The organism is Nocardioides glacieisoli, from assembly GCF_004137245.1.
GTDB lineage: Bacteria > Actinomycetota > Actinomycetes > Propionibacteriales > Nocardioidaceae > Nocardioides > Nocardioides glacieisoli.
The window spans coordinates 88,776-106,265 of the sequence record NZ_SDWS01000001.1 but is presented as its reverse complement, the minus strand read 5'-3'; the positions used below and the strand labels follow the sequence as shown (position 1 = coordinate 106,265).

Genomic DNA, 17,490 nt, shown 5'->3' with positions numbered 1-17,490 from the left:
GCACGAGACGAGAGGGTGGGGGCGTGAGCAAGCAGTCGGATGCAGACCTGTTGCGGGAGTCGGACCTCTTCGACGTCGACTTCTACCTCCAGAAGAACCCGGACGTGCGCAAGTCCGGCATCGATCCCGTCCTGCACTACCTGAGGCAGGGCGCGCGCGACGGCAGGAACCCGTCCAAGGCGTTCTCCACCAACGCCTACCTGCGCCGCAACGGCGACGTGGCTGCGTCGGGGATGAACCCCCTCGTCCACTACCTGCGCACCGGGAAGGCCGAGGGCCGGGTGCTCAACCCCGGCGAGGACGACGCGCGCCTGGTGCGCGAGTCCGGCTTCTTCGACGAGGACTACTACCGCCACTTCCGCCCCGACCTCCCCGCGGACCGCGACGTGGTGAAGCACTTCATCCGCTTCGGCGCCCGCGAGGGCCTCGACCCGAGCGAGAAGTTCTCGACCTCGGGCTACCTCCAACAGAACCCCGACGTCGCCAAGACGCACTGGAACCCGCTCGTCCACTACCTGCGCCACGGCCGGGTCGAGGGCCGCATCGCCCCGCGCGGTGCCCTGCGCGAGCCCTACGTGGACGCGTTGTACGCCGAACGCTGGCAGGCCATCGCGCCGATGCCCGTGACGCACCTGGGCGCCGGCGAGCACCGCATCAGCATCGTCACCGACAGCGTCGCGCCGCACAGCCTCTTCGGGGGCGTCGGCACCGCGATCATCCTCGGCGTGCAGCTGGCCAACCGGCTGGGCAACGGCACCCTGCGGCTGGTGACCCGCACCGACATGCCCGACGGCCAGGTGATCTCGCTCCTCGAGGAGGCCACCGGCATCCGCCTCGACGGGATCCTCGAGCTCGAGCAGGTCTCGACCGACGGGAGCCAGCGCCTGCAGTTCACCGACCGCGACCTCGTGATGACGACGTCGTGGTGGACCACCCGCGCGGTGCTCGACAGCGACATCCCCCGCGAGCAGGTGCTCTACCTGCTCCAGGAGGACGAGCGGATGTTCTACGCCTACGGCGACGAGCGGCTGCTCTGCTCCGAGACGCTCGCCGAGCCCGACCTCGCCGTCGTGGTCAACACCTCCCGGTTGCTCGCGCACCTGTCCGGCCCCGGTGGACTCCCCCACCTGGCAGACAGCGCCATCGCGCTCGAGCCGGCCTTCCCCACGCGCGACGCCTCCGCCGTCCCGGCCGGATCGGGCGGCACCAAGCGCAACCTGTTCTTCTACTCGCGCCCGCTCAACGCCCGTAACCTGTTCTGGCGCGGCGCCCAGGTCCTCGCGCGGGCCGTCGAGCAGCGCATCATCGACCCCGACGAGTGGGACATCCACTTCGTCGGCCGTGGCACGCCGGAGCTGACCCTCCCGCGCGACGTGAAGGTCAACGTCATCGAGGGCCTCGGCTGGACCGACTACCAGGACCTCGTGGCCTCGATGGACGCCGCGCTCGTGCTGATGGACACCCCGCACCCGTCGTACCCGCCCTACGACCTCGCCTCGGTCGGGGCGGCCGTGCTCACGAACTCGCACGGCATCAAGACCGACCTGTCCGACATCTCGGACAACATCATCGTGGCTCCCTCGACCGTCGACGGGCTGCTCGAGGGCCTGCGTGAGCTGGTCGAGCTCGCCCGCGACCCGCAGCAGCGCGCCGCCAACGTCGCCGCGGACCACATCAACCGCGACTGGGAGGCCACGCTGGTCCCTGTCGTCGACTGGGTGATGGACCGCTTCCGCGCCACGCTGGGCACCGACCGCGCCGGCGAGGGCACCACCGAGGAGAGCATCGTCCCCGATGTTCACTGACCTCCCCGAGCCTCCCAGCAGCGTCAAGGACCTGTGGGACAGCTCGATGGCCGAGCGCGTCGGCACGATGCTGGACGGCGAGCACCGCGTGGCGTTCGTCTACCGCACGCCCGACACGAGCACCTTCCGCTACCGCGTCGCCAACACCGTCGACGCCCTCAACCACGAGCCAGCGGGACGACTGCGAGCGGGGTGGTTCTGCGACGACGAGCTGCGCGCGCTGACCCGGATCGTGCCCGAGCTCGACGCCATCGTGGTGGCCCGCTACCCGTGGAACGCCGCCCTGCGCGAGCTCGCCCAGAAGGCCACCTCCCACGGCGTCCCGATGATCTTCGACTGCGACGACCTCGTCTTCGACGTGGACTTCGCCGAGCTGGTCATGAGCTCCCTGGGCAAGGACCCGGACGTCAACGCCGAGTGGGACGTCTGGTTCGCCTACATGGGCCGCCTCAACGCCTCCCTGGCCGCGTGCCGGGGCGCCACGACCACCAACTCGCTCCTCGCCAGCCGCCTCTCCGGCTATGTCGAGGACGGCGCGGCGATCGTGCCCAACGTGCTCAACCGCACCCAGCAGGAGTACTCCCGCGAGCTGCTCGACGCCAAGGTGGCCGGCAGGTGGCGCCGCTCCGGCCCCGTCACCGTCGGCTACTTCAGCGGTACGCCCTCCCACGTGCGCGACTTCGCCGTCGCCAGCACCGCACTCGCCCGCCTGCTCGACGAGGACGACGACGTGTCCGTGCGGATCGTCGGGTACCTCGACGACCTCGGAGCCCTCGAGCCGCACCGCGAGCGCGTGGAGTTCCAGAAGTTCATGCACTACGTCGAGCTGCAGCGCTCCATCGCGGAGGTCGAGGTCAACATCGCACCGCTGTCCCACACGGCGTTCAACATCTGCAAGTCCGACCTGAAGTTCTTCGAGGCGGCCGTGGTCGGCACGTGGACCGTCGCCTCGCACACGCCGTCGCTCGACGAGGCCATCGAGGACGGCGTCACCGGCCGGCTCGCCAAGGCCCACGAGTGGGACGCGGCGCTGCACGAGGCCGTGGCGCTCGCGCGCGACACCACGGCGTACGCCGACCGCGCACTCCCGGCCGCCGAGGATGCCCACGCGCGGTGGGCGTGGGACTCCGTGGCCGAGCCGCTCACCCGGGCGCTCGAGCCCTACCTCCGTCGCTAGACGATCGGCTCGAACAGCTCGTCGGGCAGCTCCTGCACGCGGCGCAGGTTGGGCATCGCGACCTCGCTCGGGGTGAAGCGGTCCTCTGCCGCCACGCCCCACCGGGCGACGACGGCCAGGCGCTCCCACTCCTGCACGCGGGCCTCCCGGGTGCGCGACTCGTAGTGGTAGAGCTCGCTGGTGGCGACGTAGAGGGTACGCAGGCCGGCGGCCTGCACCTTGTAGCAGAGGTCGACGTCGTTGAAGTTGCCCGGCAGCGCCTCGGAGAAGCCACCGATGGCGAAGAACGTCTCGCGCCTCATGGCCGCGCACGCCGCGGTCACGCCGGTGACCTCGCGGCTCACGACGAGCTCGCCGAACGGACCGACCTCGTCGCGGGTCCAGAACTTGAAGGGGTGGTGGTAGCCCGCGTTGTAGTAGGCGTGGCCGGCGTGCTGCACGGTCTGGTCGCTGAAGTAGAGCTTGGCGCCGGTGAGACCCACGTCGGGCTCGTCGAGCGGGGCGACGAGCTGCTCGAGCCAGCCCTGCGAGATCGCCTCGACGTCGTCGTTGAGGAAGACGACGCGGTCGCCGGAGGCGTGGCAGACGCCGACGTTGATCTTCTCGCTGAAGTTGAACGGCCGGTCGAAGGGCACCAGCACCAGCCGGTCACCCGCGACCTCCCGGAGCTCGTCGAGGACGGCGGACGGAGTGGGGGTGTCGTGGACGACCACGACCTCGACGGCCTCGTGGTCCGTGCGCTCCAGGAGCGAGCGCACGGCCTCGACGACCAGCACCCGGCGACGGCCGCGCACCAGTGACGACTGACCCATCGTCGGGATGACGACGGACACCGTCACCGCGGGGTCCAGGCGCCGCTGGACGACGTACCTCCCCGGCTCCGCGCCCGGACCTGCGGTGGCGTCGATGCCCAGCCGGTCGAGGTGCTCCTGCACCGCACGGATGCCGGCCGCCTCGGCATAGGGCTTCGCCTCGATGTCGACCGCGGTCGAGCCCTCGACGGCGCGCCAGTGGTAGAGCACCTCGGGGACGTGGACGACGCGCCGGGCGCGCTCGGTGACCCGCAGGACGAGGTCGTGGTCCTGGGAGCCGTCGAAGCCCTCACGGAACCCGCCCACCTCCCGGACCAGGCTGGTGCGGAGCACGGACAGGTGCGAGGTGTACATCTGGCCGCGCAGGCGCTCGGGGGACCAGTCGGGCTTGCGGAAGGCGCCGTAGGTCGCACCGTCCTCGCCGACCTTGTCCTCGTCGGTGTAGACGTAGTCGACGTCGTCGTGGCGGTCGATCGCCCCGGCCACCCGCGACAGCGCCTCGGGGACGAGCAGGTCGTCGTGGTCGAGCAGGGCGATGAACTCACCTGTCGCGGCGGCGACGCCGTCGTTGGAGGCGGCCACGATGTGCCCGTTGGTGTCGCGCTCGATCAGCTGGATCCGCGCGTCCTGCTGGGCGTACTGCGCGATGACCGTCGGGACGGCGGCGTTCGGGGAGAAGTCGTCGACCAGGATGAGCTCCCAGCTGTCGAAGTCCTGGGCGAGGACCGACTCGATGCACTCCTTGAGCACGTCGATCGGCGGGTCGTAGACCGGGGTGACGATCGAGAACCGCGGTGGTGCGATCGGCTGGGGACTCACCGCAGCGCCCCGCGCACCCGCCGGGCCACTCGGCGGGCGATGGACGCCCGCGGCTGCTCGAGCTCGGCGCCGCGGCCCCGGTGGCGCTCCAGCCGGGCGCGTACGTCGGCCAGGCGGGCACGCGCGTCGTCGCGCTGCTTGAGCAGGGTCTTGGTCCGCTTGCGCTGGCGGCGCAGCTCCATCGTCACGCGGGTGAGGTCGAGGTGGAGCCGGCCGTTCTCGGCCTCGAGCCCCACGACGTGGTCCTGGACGGTGAGCAGGTGGTGCCGGGCCTCGGCGACCTCCTCACGGAGCCGGTCCGCCTCGGACCGATCGGTCGCGTCCTGGGTCACGCTGTCTCCTCCACAAGCTCGTCGCAACTGCGCGCGTCAGGTTATCTCACTGCGCGCGGCCTCATCGCTCGCCGTCATCGGCCCCGTCGTCCGGTGCGCCGGTGGCTCGCTGGAGGCGCCGTCGGAGGCGTCTGACCTTCCTCTTCGCGTCGTTGAGGTCCCGGGCCGTGAGGTTGCGCTCGTGGCGCACCGTGTCGAGCTCGACCTGGTGGTCGTGGGCACGCTGGTTGGCCTCGGCGAGGGCCTCGTGGAGGCCGGTGATCGTCTCGTCGTGGCGGGCAATGATCTCGTCACGGTGGTCGACGGTCACGGCGAGCGTCCGGGTCGCCTCGTCCAGGGCCTGCTGGAGGACGCCGATGCGGGCGACCGGCGGCCGCAGCGCCTCACGCAGGCCGGAGCCGGTCCGGCTCCGGTCCCTCCCCTCGGCACGCGGCCACTCGTGCCACGGGGAGACGTGCGAGTCGACGGGGAGGGACGCGAGCCGCGCGCGGTGGCGGCGCATCGCCGGCACGAACGAGAGCTGGTCACGTCGTGAGTAGCGCAGCACGTCCTCCCACCATCCCGTCATGGCTGCGACCGACGAGTCCGTACGTCGTCGCGCGAGCATGCCGGTCCAGTGCGGGTTGGCCTCCAGCGCCTCGGCGTCGACGGACAGGTAGTGGGTGAGCTGCTCGTAGACCCGCGCGAAGTCGTCGAGCCCGGAGTCGAGGACGGCCTCGGCCTCGGCGAGCACCGACGCGCGGTAGGAGTGCAGAGGTGCCGCCACGTCAGCGTCGGCCAGCCACTCGTCGAAGAGCTCGTCGGGTGGCCGGGTCAGGGCCACGGTGTTGTCGACCCACAGGGTCTCGTCGAAGTCCTCGAGCGCGGGGTGGCCGAGGATCTTCAGCGCCCGGGCGCTGCGCGTGGGGTCCCGGGGCAGCCGGGCCTCGACGACCACCACCTGCCACGTCTCGCTGGTCAGGGTCGGGTCGTCGGTGAAGCAGATGAACGGCAGCCCCGAGTCGTGAGCGACCTCCTCCTCGCGCAGCTGCTCGTAGCCGCCGACCAGGGCGCGGTAGACCGCCCTGCGGGGCATCGTGCGATCGGCGCTCATGCGGCGTCCCGTGCGGTGAGGACGGCGTCCTGGGAGTGCAGCCATGCGCTGTCGAGCAGCTCGGCCACGCGTTGGGGACTGGCGGGAGGGACGACGACCAGGTCGCCGGTGCGGCGATCCATCACCCGCATCGTGTAGTCGGTCGCCAGCCGGGCCTTCTCGAACGGGTCCATGTGGAGCACCTCGATGATGATCGCCCACGCGCGCGATCCGGCCGTCAGCGAACGGGCTCCGGCAAGGACGTCGAACTCGGCTCCTTCCACGTCGATCTTGACGCACGCCGAGTAGTCGGGTCCGGGCGTCGGCCCCGCGTCAAGCGTGCGGCACGGTACGACGACGGTGTCCACCACGAACCGGGCCTCGCCCTCCTTCGCCCCCAGTGCGACCTCGCGCAGGTCGATCGACCCTTCCGACACCTTCATCGACCGCCGCAGGAAGAGCAGGACGCGCGAGTTGGACCCGAAAGAGATCGTCCTGGCGTCGGCACCGACGACCGTTTCGCCGTCGTCGGCCCCGATGTGCACGACCACGTCCCAAGGCGCGAGCGCGAGGACGGCGTCCCGCAGCCGCCTGGACGAGGCGGAGGTGCCCCCGGCCCGGACCAGCTCTTGGGCCCGCTCGCCGGCCGAGCCGACGCAGAGGCGGTGACCGCTCGCGCCCACGACGTAGGGGCCGTCGGTGTCTTCGGGCAAGGAGCACTCCTCAGGCGGTGGCGGGTGGACCCACCCTATCGAGCCCGCGTCGAGACGTTGCCGGGCCGCCCCTGCCACACGCTCGAGTTGCCGTGTCGCATGTGATGTTCAGTCAGCGGTGAGCGGCAACCGACCTGGCACTCGTCCGCAGCCGGGCGCAGCTGGGCGGAACCCTGCCGCTTCAGCCAGCCGCGGGCCCGCACCAGCCCGGCCGGCGACACCAGGTTCGGGTCATCGAAGACAGGCGCGAAACTGAGCTGGTCGTGGATCGGCCTGAGCGCTCGGGGTGTTGCCGAGCAACGGGGACACGGCAGGTAAAGTCAGACGGACTTCTTTCCCCATGAGGGGGGCTTACGCATCGAGACGGTGGAAACGACATGCCCGATTCCGTGAAGGCGCCCGGGAACAGTGAGAAGGAAACGACATCGGAGGGTGGTCCGGTCGACGTCGTGTATACCGCGCTCTTCGCCGGGCGCGAGTCACTCATCGAGGCAGAAGTTGCACTGAATTCGCGCACCGACTTCATCTGTTTCACCAACGATCCGAGCTTGACGAGCAGCACGTGGCGAGTGGAGTTGGTCGAGCCGCTGTTTCCGATGGACCCCATCCGCAGTGCGCGGTGGATCAAAACATATGGCGAGGAGTCGATCTGGCGGGATTATGACCGGTCCCTCTGGGTGGACAACACGGTGGTGCTCAAAACCGATCCGAGGACAGTTCTGGATTCGCTTCTCGAAGCACCGCAATCCGATCTTGCGCTGTTCGAGCACAGCCTCCGCGACCGCTTGATCGATGAGTTCAGCGCGGTCGTGGAAGCCGGGGCCGACGACCCCGCGCGGGTCAACGAGCAGCTCATTCACTACGCCGAGACGTTGCCCGAGGTTCTTGACGAACGTGCGCTGTGGACCGGGTTGATGGCTCGGCGCCACAGCAAGCGGATGATGGTCGCGATGTCGACGTGGGCGGCGCACGTGTGTCGCTATTCGCGACGGGACCAGCTGTCGGTCAACACCGCATTACACGGCACAGGGCTGAACGTCCGACGCTTGACGATTGACAACCGCGACTCCGAGTGGCACACAGTTCCGCTGGAGTCAGATGCGCTGAACCGACAGGACAGCACCCGTTTGAGGGCGTTCGAGCAGTCCGTTCGAGCACCACTCGCTCGTCTGCGTGCCATTGAGGGCGAACACAACGACCTACTCGAGGCGCACGCCATCTCGGCGGCGCGACGCGACAGCCTGATCGAAGCCGAGCGGACCCACGCCAGAGAGTTCGAGGCCCTCTACATTCACGAGGAGGGCCGCAAGAGGGAGCTCGAGGCCCTGTACGCGGACGAGGGGCGACGCCTAGCAGAGGCAAGCGCCGCGCTCGCCAGGTCCAAGGCACGTGTCGCAAAGCTCAACGAACGCGTAGAGAGGCTGCGACGTCGGGTCGTCACCCTCAACAAGCGCGTTGAGCAGCTTCGGCGCCGGGTCGTCGTTCTCGATCGGCGCGCGGCACCCCAGCCAGACGTCACGTCCCGTCCCTTGAGAGCTCACGCCCGTAGAGTGATGAGCGCAGGCAAACGCGTCGCAGCCACGGCTCGGGCACGCTCGCATGGCTGAGCAGTTTCCGTTCGTGCGCTACCGCGACGTTGATCCGCGGAACGTAGCCGTCCGCATGGCGTCAGCGAGGCCCCGGGTCTCGGTGGTGATCACCGTGCATGATGGCGGGGAGGCCGTTCGCTCCTGCATTCAGTCAGTGCTTGACAATTCCCCGACCGCGCACCGCATCATCATCATTGATGACGCCGGGCGGGACCCGGTCACTCGCCGCATCGTTGATGGATTCGACGGGGACGGCAAGGTGGAGCTCATCCGGCATGAGATCTGTCTGGGCTACACCCAAACGGCGAATCATGGACTCCGTCTGGCAGACGATGACGACGTTGTACTGCTGAACAGCGACACAGTTGTCCCACCGATGTGGCTCCAGCGATTGTCATGGACTGCGTACAGCCAGTCAGGCGTCGGGACGGTCTCCGCGGTATCGAACGATGCTGCCGCCAACAGCGTGCCTTTCCGTCATCAGCGGAACGACTGGTACCCACGCCGACAGTGGTGTGACAGCGCCAGGTTGATGAGTCGTGGGATGCGCGTATGGAGCCAAGAAGTTCCATCAGCCCACGGATTCTGCATGTACATCCGCCGGGCGCTCATTGAAGAGCTGGGATTCTTCGATACGGACGGGTTTCCCATTGGCTATGGCGAGGAGGTCGACTACTCCCAGAGAGCTATTCGCGCCGGCTGGTCGAATCTGGTCGCGCCACACGTACTGGTCAAGCATCTTCGCTCTCAGTCGTTCGGCCTCGATCGACGTAAACAACTCGTCGAGTCGTCGGAGGTCGTCCTGTGGCAGCGTTACCCTCGGCTCGGAGCAGACGTTGCCATGTGGGAGAGCTCGTTAGGGGCAGCGTTGATAAAGCAGAATGCATCCCGCATCAGAAGTGGGTGGTCCGGTGCGGAACTTGCTGTGCGCAAGATCGTCGTACGGGACCTCGACGACGAGTACACGCACGTCAACCTGACCGATGAAGACGAGTCGTTGGTTCGCGAGGACGAGTGGTGCTTCACGCCCAGCTCCCAAACGGTGGACTCGCGAGCGAGCCGGGATCGCGTGGTGTGCGAGATGGTTCTGCTCGGCTGTGCCGAGTCCGTGGTGCATCATTTCGTGTCAGCACAGAGTGAGCAGGGCCTGTCACAGCTGACTCGTGAGTTGGGCGTGACCTACTCATCCGCTCCGCACGCGGATCACACCAGAGAGTCGCTCGATCGCTGAACCGGTCGTGCATCGCCCTCGGTGTCGCGGGACACGGAAAGCACGTGGCGCACGTGTTGGTCAGACGACCGACAGCGGGAGCAGCTTCTGGCCGGTGGGTCCGATCTGGATCTCGGTCTGCATCTCCGGGCACACGCCGCAGTCGTAGCAGGGCGTCCAGCGACAGTCCTCGATCTCGATGTCGGCGCCGTCGGCGGCCGCGAGGGCGTCCTCCCAGTCACCCCACAGCCAGTCCTTGTCGAGGCCGGAGTCGAGGTGCTCCCAGGGCAGCACCTCGTCGTAGTCGCGCTCGCGGATCGTGTACCAGTCGACGTCGACGCCGGTGCCGTCCAGCCCGCGCTCGGCGGCCGCCATCCAGCGGTCGTAGGAGAAGTGCTCGCTCCACCCGTCGAAGCGGCCGCCGTCGCGCCACACCTCCTCGATCACGCGACCGACCCGGCGGTCGCCGCGGGACAGCAGTCCCTCGACGATCCCGGGCTTGCCGTCGTGGTAGCGGAAGCCGATCGCGCGGGCGAACTTCTTGTCGTCGCGCACGACGTCGCGCAGCTTCTTGAGCCGGTCGTCGGTGGTGTCGTGGTCGAGCTGCGCGGCCCACTGGAACGGCGTGTGCGGCTTCGGCACGAAGCCACCGATCGACACGGTGCAGCGGATGTCGTTGCGACCGGTGACCTCGCGTCCCTTCGCGATCACGCGCTTGGCGAGGTCAGCGACCTGCAGCACGTCCTCGTCGGTCTCGGTGGGCAGGCCGACCATGAAGTAGAGCTTCACCTGGCGCCAGCCGTGGGAGTACGCCGTCGCGACGGTGCGGATCAGGTCCTCCTCGCTCACCATCTTGTTGATCACCTTGCGCATCCGCTCCGATCCGCCCTCGGGGGCGAAGGTCAGGCCCGAGCGGCGGCCGTTGCGGGAGAACTCGTTGGCGAGGGTGATGTTGAAGGCGTCGACGCGCGTGCTGGGCAGCGAGAGGGAGACGTTGGAGCCCTCGTAGCGGTCGGCGAGGCCCTTCGCGACGTCGGCGATCTCGGTGTGGTCGGCGCTGGAGAGCGACAGCAGGCCGACCTCCTCGAAGCCGGTCTTCCGGATGCCGTTCTCGACCATCGCGCCGATCGTCTCGAGCGAGCGCTCGCGCACCGGGCGGGTGATCATGCCGGCCTGGCAGAACCGGCAGCCGCGCGTGCAGCCGCGGAAGATCTCGACGGAGAAGCGCTCGTGGACGGTCTCGGCGAGCGGCACCAGCGGGTTGGCCGGGTAGGGCCACTGGTCGAGGTCCATCAGCGTGTGCTTGCGGACCCGGAAGGGGATGCCCGGACGGTTGGGGACGACGGCCTCGATCGAGCCGTCGGCGGCGTAGGCCACGTCGTAGAACCGCGGGACGTAGATGTTGCCGGTCACCGCGAGGCGACGCAGCAGCTCGTCGCGCCCGCCCGGCTCGCCCTCGGTCTTCCACTCGCGGACGACCTCGGAGATCGCGAGCACGACCTCCTCGCCGTCACCGAGGACGGCGGCATCGACGAAGTCGGCGATGGGCTCGGGGTTGAAGGCGGCGTGGCCGCCGGCGATCACGATCGGGTCGTCGTCGCCGCGGTCGGCCGCGTGGAGCGGGATCCCGGCGAGGTCGAGGGCGTTGAGCATGTTGGTGTAGCCGAGCTCGGTGGAGAAGCTCAGGCCGAAGAGGTCGAAGGCGCCGACGGGGCGGTGGCTGTCGACGGTGAACTGCGGGATCGGGCCGTGCTCGTCGCCCGTGCGCATGACCTGCTCCATGTCGGGCCACACCGAGTAGGTGCGCTCGGCCAGGATCCAGTCGCGCTCGTTGAGCACCTCGTAGAGGATCTGGACGCCCTGGTTGGGCAGGCCGACCTCGTAGGCGTCGGGGTACATGAGTGCCCAGCGCACGGTCGGACCCTCGAGTGCGCAGTCCCAGTCCTTGACGACCGAGTTGAGCTCACCACCGACGTACTGGATGGGCTTCTGCACCGAGGGGAGCCTGGACTCCAGGCGCGGGAAGACCGACGCGACGGACATGGGCAGGACACCTCGTGTGGATAGGGGAAGGGCCGACCGCCAAGGGTACGTCGGGCGCGCGGGCGCCGCCTACTCAACGATCCTCGAGCCGAGGCTCAGCGGCGCGCGGCGGCCGTCGACCTCAGGTGGATGTTCTGGAGCAGGCCGAGCGCGAGCATGCCGGCGAAGAGCGAGCTGCCGCCGTAGGACACGAACGGCAGCGGGACGCCCGTGACGGGCATGATGCCCAGGCACATGCCGATGTTCTGGAATGCCTGGAAGCCGAACCAGCAGGCGATGCCGGCCGCCGCCACCCGCCCGAAGAGGTCGCCGGCGTCGGCGGAGATCGCGAGCGCCCGCCAGATCACCACGGCGAGCAGCAGGATCAGGATGCCCGCGCCGACCAGGCCGAGCTCCTCACCGGCGACGGTGAAGATGAAGTCGGTGTGCTGCTCGGGGACGAACCCCGACCGGGTCTGCGAGCCCTCGAACAGTCCCTGGCCGAGCAGGCCGCCGTTGCCGACCGCGATGCGCGCCTGCTCGACGTTGTAGCCGGCGCCGCGCGGGTCGAGCGTGGGGTCCATGAAGGCGAGGAACCGGTCGACCTGGTAGGGCTTGAGCACGCCCGCGGAGACCGCCGCGATCGCGCCGACGACCGCGCCGAGGGTCAGCCCTGCCAGCCAGGTCCGGCCCGCGCCGGCGACCGCGAGGACCCCGAAGACGGTCGCGGCCAGCACGAGCATCGTGCCGAGGTCGGGCTGCAGCAGGATCAGCACCGCGGGGACGGCGGCGATCAGGAGCATCCCGACCACCTCGAGGCTGCCCACTCCCCTGCCCCAGCGCCGCTCGGTGCGCTCGGCCACGACGAGGGCCATCCCGATCACCACGGCGAGCTTGGCGAACTCCGACGGCTGGATGGACATCCCGCCGACCTGGAGCCACGAGCGCGAGCCGTTGATGGTGCTCCCGGCGACCAGCACCATGACGAGGCCGCCCACGCTGGCGACGTAGGCCAGCGGGGCGAGGATGCGCACCCAGCGGTGGTCGGTGGCCATCACCGAGACCATCAGCACGAGGCCGATCGCGATGTTGACGAGCTGCTTGCGGAGATAGGTGTTGGGGTCGCCGCCGGTGAGGTCGGCGCGCGTGGACGTCGCCGACCAGACGAGCAGCGTCCCCATCGTGATGAGGGCGAGCGAGGCGAACATCAGCAGCCAGTCGAGGCCCGGGGCACGCAGCGCGAGCGGTGCCTGGGGTGCGCGTCCCGGGCGGGAGGAGGTGACGGTCATCGGTTCACTCACCCACCTTCGGCGGCATGATCGAGCCGTCGTCGAGGAACTGCGGCAGCCGCTCGGCCGGGATCGTGCCGGGGGTCGCTGCACGCGTGGGTCGCACGGTCTCGCCCTCGACGCCGTACAACGCCTCCCAGATCGCTCGGATCCCGTCGCCGGTGGAGCCGGAGCCCGTGCCGGCCTGGCTGATCATCATCACCACGACGTAGTCCTCCGTGTAGGACGCGACCCAGCCGGTCGTCTGCTTGCCGTAGACCTCGGCCGAGCCGGTCTTCGCGCGGATCGTGACGTCGTCGAGCGGGAACCCGACGAGCTTCCAGGCCATCGTGCCCACGGTTGCCACGTTCTGCAGCGCGCTGTCGATGTAGTCGAGGTACTTCTTCGGCACGTCGACCTGGGCGACCTTGCGCGGCGCCATCCGGCGCAGCACGGTGCCGTCGGGGCTGACCAGTGCCTTGGCCACGGTGGGCGCCCAGAGCGTGCCGCCGTTGCTGAGGGCGGCGTACGCCCGGGCGAGCTGGAGCGGCGTGACGATCGTGTCGCCCTGGCCGATGGAGAAGTTCACGGCGTCGCCGGCCCGGTAGAGGTTGCCCTCGAGGCAGAACTCGTAGGCGAACTTGTAGACGAAGTCGCTGGTCTCCTTCGTCTGCGGCTTGGCGCTGAGGTCGCAGTAGTAGTCCTTCTGCGACTCGTAGTAGTCGAGCTTCCACTGGCGGTCGGCGATGCGGCCGGGAGCCTCGCCGGGCAGGTCGATGCCGGTGCGCGAGCCGAAACCGAACTCCTTGGCCTCCTCGACCAGCGGGTCCCTGGCACCGACATCGGCGGGGTCGCTGCCGAACTTCTGCCAGAAGTTGAAGCCGATCCGGTAGAAGAACGTGTTGCACGAGACCTCGAGCGCCTTGGCGAAGCCGATGTCGCCGTAGGCGCCGGACTCGTAGTTCTTGAACACCCGGTTGCCGACCTGGAACCCCGACGAGCACGGCAGCGTCGTGTCCATCGAGTAGCCGTTGGTCAGTGCGCCCGCGGTCATGAACGGCTTCCACGTCGAGCCGGGGGCGAACTGGCCCTGGGTGGCGCGCGACAGGAGCGGGGTGCCGGCCTTCTCGGAGTAGAGGTGAGCGAGCTGGTCCTCGCTGATGCCGCCGGTCCAGACGTCGGGGTCGTACGTCGGCTGGCTGGCCATCGCGATGACGCGGCCGGTCTTCGCGTCGAGGACCACTGCGGCGCCCGAGTCGGCGGCGTACTTGCGTCCGGTCACGGGGTCGACCTGAGTGCGCTGGTAGGCGATCCGCGCGGCGAGCTGCTTCTCGACGACCGACTGCACCTTGGCGTCGATCGACGTCACGAGCGTGTCGCCGGGCGTGCTCTCGACCACCGAGTCGTCGCCGAGCACGCGACCCATGGAGTCGACGGCGACGCGGCGGTAACCGGGCAGCCCGCGCAGCCACTCGTCGTACTGCTTCTCGACGCCCGCGCGACCGACGACGGACGCGCCGTTGAGCGAGCGGTCGTCGCGCTCGGCGGCGAGGTCGTACTCGTCCTCGGTGACCGGGCTCAGGTAGCCCAGGACGTGGGCCAGGTTGATGCCGTAGGGGCGCGGGTAGGAGCGGACGCTCTGCTGCTCGGCGAGGACGCCCGGGTAGTCCTCGGGCTGCTCGAGCACCCGCAGGGCGACGTCCTTGGACACGTCGGACGCGACAGGGACCGGCTGGTAGGGCGAGCCGTTCCAGCAGGTGCCGCGCACGCTGCCCGGGTCACCGCAGGTGACCAGGCGCGCCTCGACGTCCTCGGGCGTCGACTCGACCGCCACGGCGACCCGGCGGACGAGCTCGGTGCGCTGGTCCTCCTCGAGCTTGCCGAGGAGGGTGCGGTCGACCGAGATCACCCACGAGGTGCGGTTGGCGACCAGCGGCCGGCCCTGGCTGTCGACGATGAGGCCGCGCTGGGGCTGGACGACGATGTCACGCACGGACTGGTTGGCGGCCTGCGCCTGGTAGCCCTCGCCGCCGATGACCTGGAGGTAGTAGAGCCGGACGAAGAGCGTCGAGAAGAGTGCGAACGCCAGGGCCTGCACGACGACGAGCCGCATGCGGCTCCTGTTGGTCGCGGCCCGGGAGCCCGTGCTCACGTCGTCGCCCACTGCGGGCTCAGTCGCGTGAAGAGCCTCATCAGCGGCGGCAGCACGAAGGGCGTCAGCAGCACGTCCCACACGACGGCGACCAGGACCACCTCGAGGAGGCCCGCGACCGACATGCCGGGGTCGTCGAGGAGGATCCCGGACAGCGCGAAGAACGAGGTCGCGACGAACGACGCCGCGGCGACGGTGCCTACCACGGCCATCGCGCTCGGCTTCTGGTCCTGCCGCACCCGCGCGGCCAGGAAGGCGGCGATCGTGAAGGCCAGTGCCCAGCGGCCGGCGACGTGGTCGGCCGGGGGTGCGAGGTCGAGGGTCAGGCCGGCGACGAACCCGAGCACCAGCGCGAAGGGTGCCTCGACCGTGAGGGCGGCGGCCACGACGACGAGCAGGCAGATGTTGGGCACGATGCCGTGCCACGCGAGGTGCGGGAAGAGCGAGACCTGCACGACGAGGGCGACCACGACGGCGGCGATCGCGGCGAGCCAGCGGAGGTACGTCATCGCAGCGTCCCGTCCGCCTCGACCAGGGCGCGGTCGCTCGTCGAGCCGCTCGGCACCATCACCCCGACCACGTCGAGGGATGAGAAGTCGACGAACGGCTCGACGACGGCACGCTGGGACGCCTCGCGCAGCGAGCTGTAGACCTCGGTGATCCTGCCGATCGGCACGCCCGGCTCGTAGGGGCCGCTGGTGCTCCCCCACGTCACGACGGTGTCGTCGCGCGCCGGGACGGTGGCGTCGTCGACCAGGCGCAGGTCGAGGCCCGCCTCCTGGCGCAGCGAGCCGCTGCCGTTGACGAAGCCGATCTCCATGCTCGAGCCGACGCGACCGCCGACCGTCGAGTCGGGATCGACGATCAGCAGGACGGTCGCGGTGCTGCGCGTGACGCGCAGGACGCGACCGACCAGGCCGTCGTTGTTGACGACGGTCATGTCCGGGCCGACGCCGGCCGCGGAGCCCGCGTCGATGGTGACCGTGAAGCTCTGCGACTGGCGTGAGCCGACGGCCACCACGCGGGCGGGCACGAGGGCCGAGCCCAGGTCGGCCGCGGCGGTGGTGAGGCCGTCGTACTGCTCGAGGCGGTTGCGGTCGAAGCCGGCGAGCTCGACCTGGCTCCTCAGGTCGGCGTTGCTGGCCTCCAGGTCGCGCACCTCGTCGGCGAGGTCGCCCTTGCTGCGGAACCAGGCGGGCACGGAGGTGAAGGGCCGCACGGCGGCAGCGGCGGCCGACTCGGCGGGCCCGAACGCTTCGCCGACGGCACGGCGGGCCGGCTCGAGCGGCGAGCTCGCGCCGCCGGAGACGTCCAGGGTCACGAGGGTGACGCTGGCGAGCACCAGCGCGACCAGCAGCGAGCGCGGCGCGCGGTTGCGCGACTCGAGCTTGTCGAGGCCGGTCCAGCGTCGCTCCCGGCCGTCGTGTCCCCCGAAGGCACCCATCAGAAGCGCCTCACGTCCGAGACCAGCACCTGCTGGAGGGCCTCGAACTCCTCCACGCACTTGCCCGCGCCGTAGGCCACCGAGGACAGCGGGTCCTCCGCGACGTGGACGGGCATGCCGGTCTCGTGGCGCAGCCGCTCGTCGAGGCCGCGCAGCATCGCGCCGCCGCCGGTGAGGACGATGCCGCGGTCCATGATGTCGCCGGCCAGCTCGGGCGGGGTCTGGTCGAGGGTGCTGCGGACGGCGTCGATGATGTTGTGGAGCGGCTCCTCGAGGGCCTGGCGCAGCTCGGAGCTCGACACGACGACCGTGCGCGGCAGGCCGGAGACCATGTCGCGGCCGCGGACCTCGGCGTCGGGCTCGCTCGGGAGGGGGAAGGCCGACCCGAGGGTCATCTTCATCTCCTCGGCGGTGCGCTCCCCCAGCATGAGGGAGTACTCCTTCTTCATCCACGCGATGATCGCCTGGTCGAGGTCGTCACCCGCGGTGCGGACCGACATGCTGGTGACGATGCCGCCGAGGCTGATCACGGCGACCTCGGTGGTGCCGCCGCCGACGTCGACGACCATGTTGCCGGTGGCCTCGTGGACGGGGAGCCCGGCGCCGATCGCGGCAGCCATCGGCTCCTCGACGATGTAGACCTTGCGGGCGCCGGCCTGGTAGCCGGCCTCCTTGACCGCGCGCTGCTCGACCGCGGTGATCCCGCTCGGCACGCAGATCACCATGCGGGGCTTGGCGAAGTAACGGCGGCGGTGCACCTGGTGGATGAAGTAGCGCAGCATCTGCTCCGTCGCCTCGAAGTCGGCGATCACGCCGTCCTTGAGCGGCCGGATGGCGGCGATGTTGTCGGGCGTGCGCCCGATCATCCGCTTCGCCTCGTGGCCCACGGCGAGCACCTCGCCGGTGGTCGTGTTCATCGCCACGACGGACGGCTCGTCGAGCACGATCCCCTTGCCGCGGACGTAGACCAGCGTGTTGGCAGTGCCGAGGTCGACGGCCATGTCTCGGCCGATCAGGTTGTGTGCCATTGCCGCTGCTGCCCCTGCAGGTCGGGTGGTGCTCCGGGAAGAGGGGT

At 69.7% G+C, this 17,490-nt stretch carries 14 protein-coding genes; 4 read left to right on the top strand and 10 right to left on the bottom strand.

Translation table 11 applies throughout. The annotated features are described in order from the left end of the window. Window positions 1-23 precede the first annotated feature (23 nt). Together EUA06_RS00525 and EUA06_RS00520 are read left to right on the top strand one after the other, a co-directional pair. On the top strand, window positions 24-1,805 hold the full coding sequence (locus tag EUA06_RS00525; protein ID WP_129473061.1) for a rhamnosyltransferase WsaF family glycosyltransferase: 1,782 nt from the start codon (window positions 24-26) through the stop codon (window positions 1,803-1,805). Further along, the gene (locus EUA06_RS00520) at window positions 1,795-2,982 is read left to right on the top strand and encodes a glycosyltransferase (protein WP_129473060.1); all 1,188 of its coding nucleotides are present in this window, start codon (window positions 1,795-1,797) and stop codon (window positions 2,980-2,982) included. The genes EUA06_RS00525 and EUA06_RS00520 overlap by 11 nt, the downstream gene beginning before the upstream one ends. On the opposite strand, the gene EUA06_RS00515 is transcribed toward EUA06_RS00520, so the two are convergent. From EUA06_RS00515 to EUA06_RS00500, 4 genes are all read right to left on the bottom strand, one after another. After that, window positions 2,979-4,613, bottom strand: a complete 1,635-nt coding sequence (locus tag EUA06_RS00515) for a glycosyltransferase family 2 protein (protein WP_207208148.1) — start codon at window positions 4,611-4,613, stop codon at window positions 2,979-2,981. The genes EUA06_RS00520 and EUA06_RS00515 overlap by 4 nt on opposite strands. Further along, window positions 4,610-4,945, bottom strand: coding sequence for a hypothetical protein (locus EUA06_RS00510; protein WP_129473059.1), 336 nt, complete (start codon window positions 4,943-4,945; stop codon window positions 4,610-4,612). Before EUA06_RS00510 ends, EUA06_RS00515 begins: the two co-directional genes overlap by 4 nt. A 61-nt stretch (window positions 4,946-5,006) precedes the next feature. Beyond that, window positions 5,007-6,038, bottom strand: a complete 1,032-nt coding sequence (locus EUA06_RS00505; RefSeq protein ID WP_165354204.1) for a glycosyltransferase domain-containing protein — start codon at window positions 6,036-6,038, stop codon at window positions 5,007-5,009. Further along, on the bottom strand, window positions 6,035-6,730 hold the full coding sequence (locus EUA06_RS00500; protein WP_129473057.1) for an FkbM family methyltransferase: 696 nt from the start codon (window positions 6,728-6,730) through the stop codon (window positions 6,035-6,037). The genes EUA06_RS00505 and EUA06_RS00500 overlap by 4 nt, the downstream gene beginning before the upstream one ends. A gap of 377 nt (window positions 6,731-7,107) precedes the next feature. Between EUA06_RS00500 and EUA06_RS00495 the strand changes: the two genes are divergently transcribed. Continuing rightward, on the top strand, window positions 7,108-8,337 hold the full coding sequence (locus EUA06_RS00495) for a glycosyltransferase domain-containing protein (protein ID WP_129473056.1): 1,230 nt from the start codon (window positions 7,108-7,110) through the stop codon (window positions 8,335-8,337). Then, the gene (locus tag EUA06_RS00490; RefSeq protein ID WP_129473055.1) at window positions 8,330-9,550 is read left to right on the top strand and encodes a glycosyltransferase family 2 protein; all 1,221 of its coding nucleotides are present in this window, start codon (window positions 8,330-8,332) and stop codon (window positions 9,548-9,550) included. Before EUA06_RS00495 ends, EUA06_RS00490 begins: the two co-directional genes overlap by 8 nt. A gap of 60 nt (window positions 9,551-9,610) precedes the next feature. Here EUA06_RS00490 and EUA06_RS00485 read toward each other — a convergent pair whose 3' ends face one another. The 6 genes from EUA06_RS00485 to EUA06_RS00460 all read right to left on the bottom strand — a co-directional run bounded on the left by EUA06_RS00485 (window position 9,611) and on the right by EUA06_RS00460 (window position 17,443). Beyond that, entirely contained in the window at window positions 9,611-11,572 is a 1,962-nt protein-coding gene (locus EUA06_RS00485; RefSeq protein ID WP_129473054.1) for a TIGR03960 family B12-binding radical SAM protein, read from the bottom strand. A gap of 95 nt (window positions 11,573-11,667) precedes the next feature. Further along, on the bottom strand, window positions 11,668-12,840 hold the full coding sequence (gene rodA / locus EUA06_RS00480) for a rod shape-determining protein RodA (RefSeq protein ID WP_129473053.1): 1,173 nt from the start codon (window positions 12,838-12,840) through the stop codon (window positions 11,668-11,670). A gap of 4 nt (window positions 12,841-12,844) precedes the next feature. Further along, entirely contained in the window at window positions 12,845-14,971 is a 2,127-nt protein-coding gene (gene mrdA / locus EUA06_RS00475; protein WP_242497891.1) for a penicillin-binding protein 2, read from the bottom strand. Continuing rightward, complete coding sequence (gene mreD / locus EUA06_RS00470; protein ID WP_129473052.1) at window positions 14,968-15,480, bottom strand: rod shape-determining protein MreD; 513 nt, start codon at window positions 15,478-15,480, stop codon at window positions 14,968-14,970. The genes mrdA and mreD overlap by 4 nt, the downstream gene beginning before the upstream one ends. Next, window positions 15,477-16,415, bottom strand: a complete 939-nt coding sequence (gene mreC, locus EUA06_RS00465; protein WP_129473051.1) for a rod shape-determining protein MreC — start codon at window positions 16,413-16,415, stop codon at window positions 15,477-15,479. Before mreC ends, mreD begins: the two co-directional genes overlap by 4 nt. Further along, window positions 16,415-17,443, bottom strand: a complete 1,029-nt coding sequence (locus EUA06_RS00460; RefSeq protein WP_129473050.1) for a rod shape-determining protein — start codon at window positions 17,441-17,443, stop codon at window positions 16,415-16,417. The genes mreC and EUA06_RS00460 overlap by 1 nt, the downstream gene beginning before the upstream one ends. Window positions 17,444-17,490 lie beyond the last annotated feature (47 nt).

Coding starts and splice junctions, on each gene's coding strand:
- EUA06_RS00520 (WP_129473060.1), top strand. CDS start 1,795: ATGTTCACTGACCTCCCCGAGCCTCCCAGCAGCGTCAAGGACCTGTGG.
- EUA06_RS00505 (WP_165354204.1), bottom strand. CDS start 6,038: ATGAGCGCCGATCGCACGATGCCCCGCAGGGCGGTCTACCGCGCCCTG.
- EUA06_RS00495 (WP_129473056.1), top strand. CDS start 7,108: ATGCCCGATTCCGTGAAGGCGCCCGGGAACAGTGAGAAGGAAACGACA.
- EUA06_RS00490 (WP_129473055.1), top strand. CDS start 8,330: ATGGCTGAGCAGTTTCCGTTCGTGCGCTACCGCGACGTTGATCCGCGG.
- EUA06_RS00485 (WP_129473054.1), bottom strand. CDS start 11,572: ATGTCCGTCGCGTCGGTCTTCCCGCGCCTGGAGTCCAGGCTCCCCTCG.
- rodA (WP_129473053.1), bottom strand. CDS start 12,840: ATGACCGTCACCTCCTCCCGCCCGGGACGCGCACCCCAGGCACCGCTC.
- mreD (WP_129473052.1), bottom strand. CDS start 15,480: ATGACGTACCTCCGCTGGCTCGCCGCGATCGCCGCCGTCGTGGTCGCC.
- mreC (WP_129473051.1), bottom strand. CDS start 16,415: ATGGGTGCCTTCGGGGGACACGACGGCCGGGAGCGACGCTGGACCGGC.
- EUA06_RS00460 (WP_129473050.1), bottom strand. CDS start 17,443: ATGGCACACAACCTGATCGGCCGAGACATGGCCGTCGACCTCGGCACT.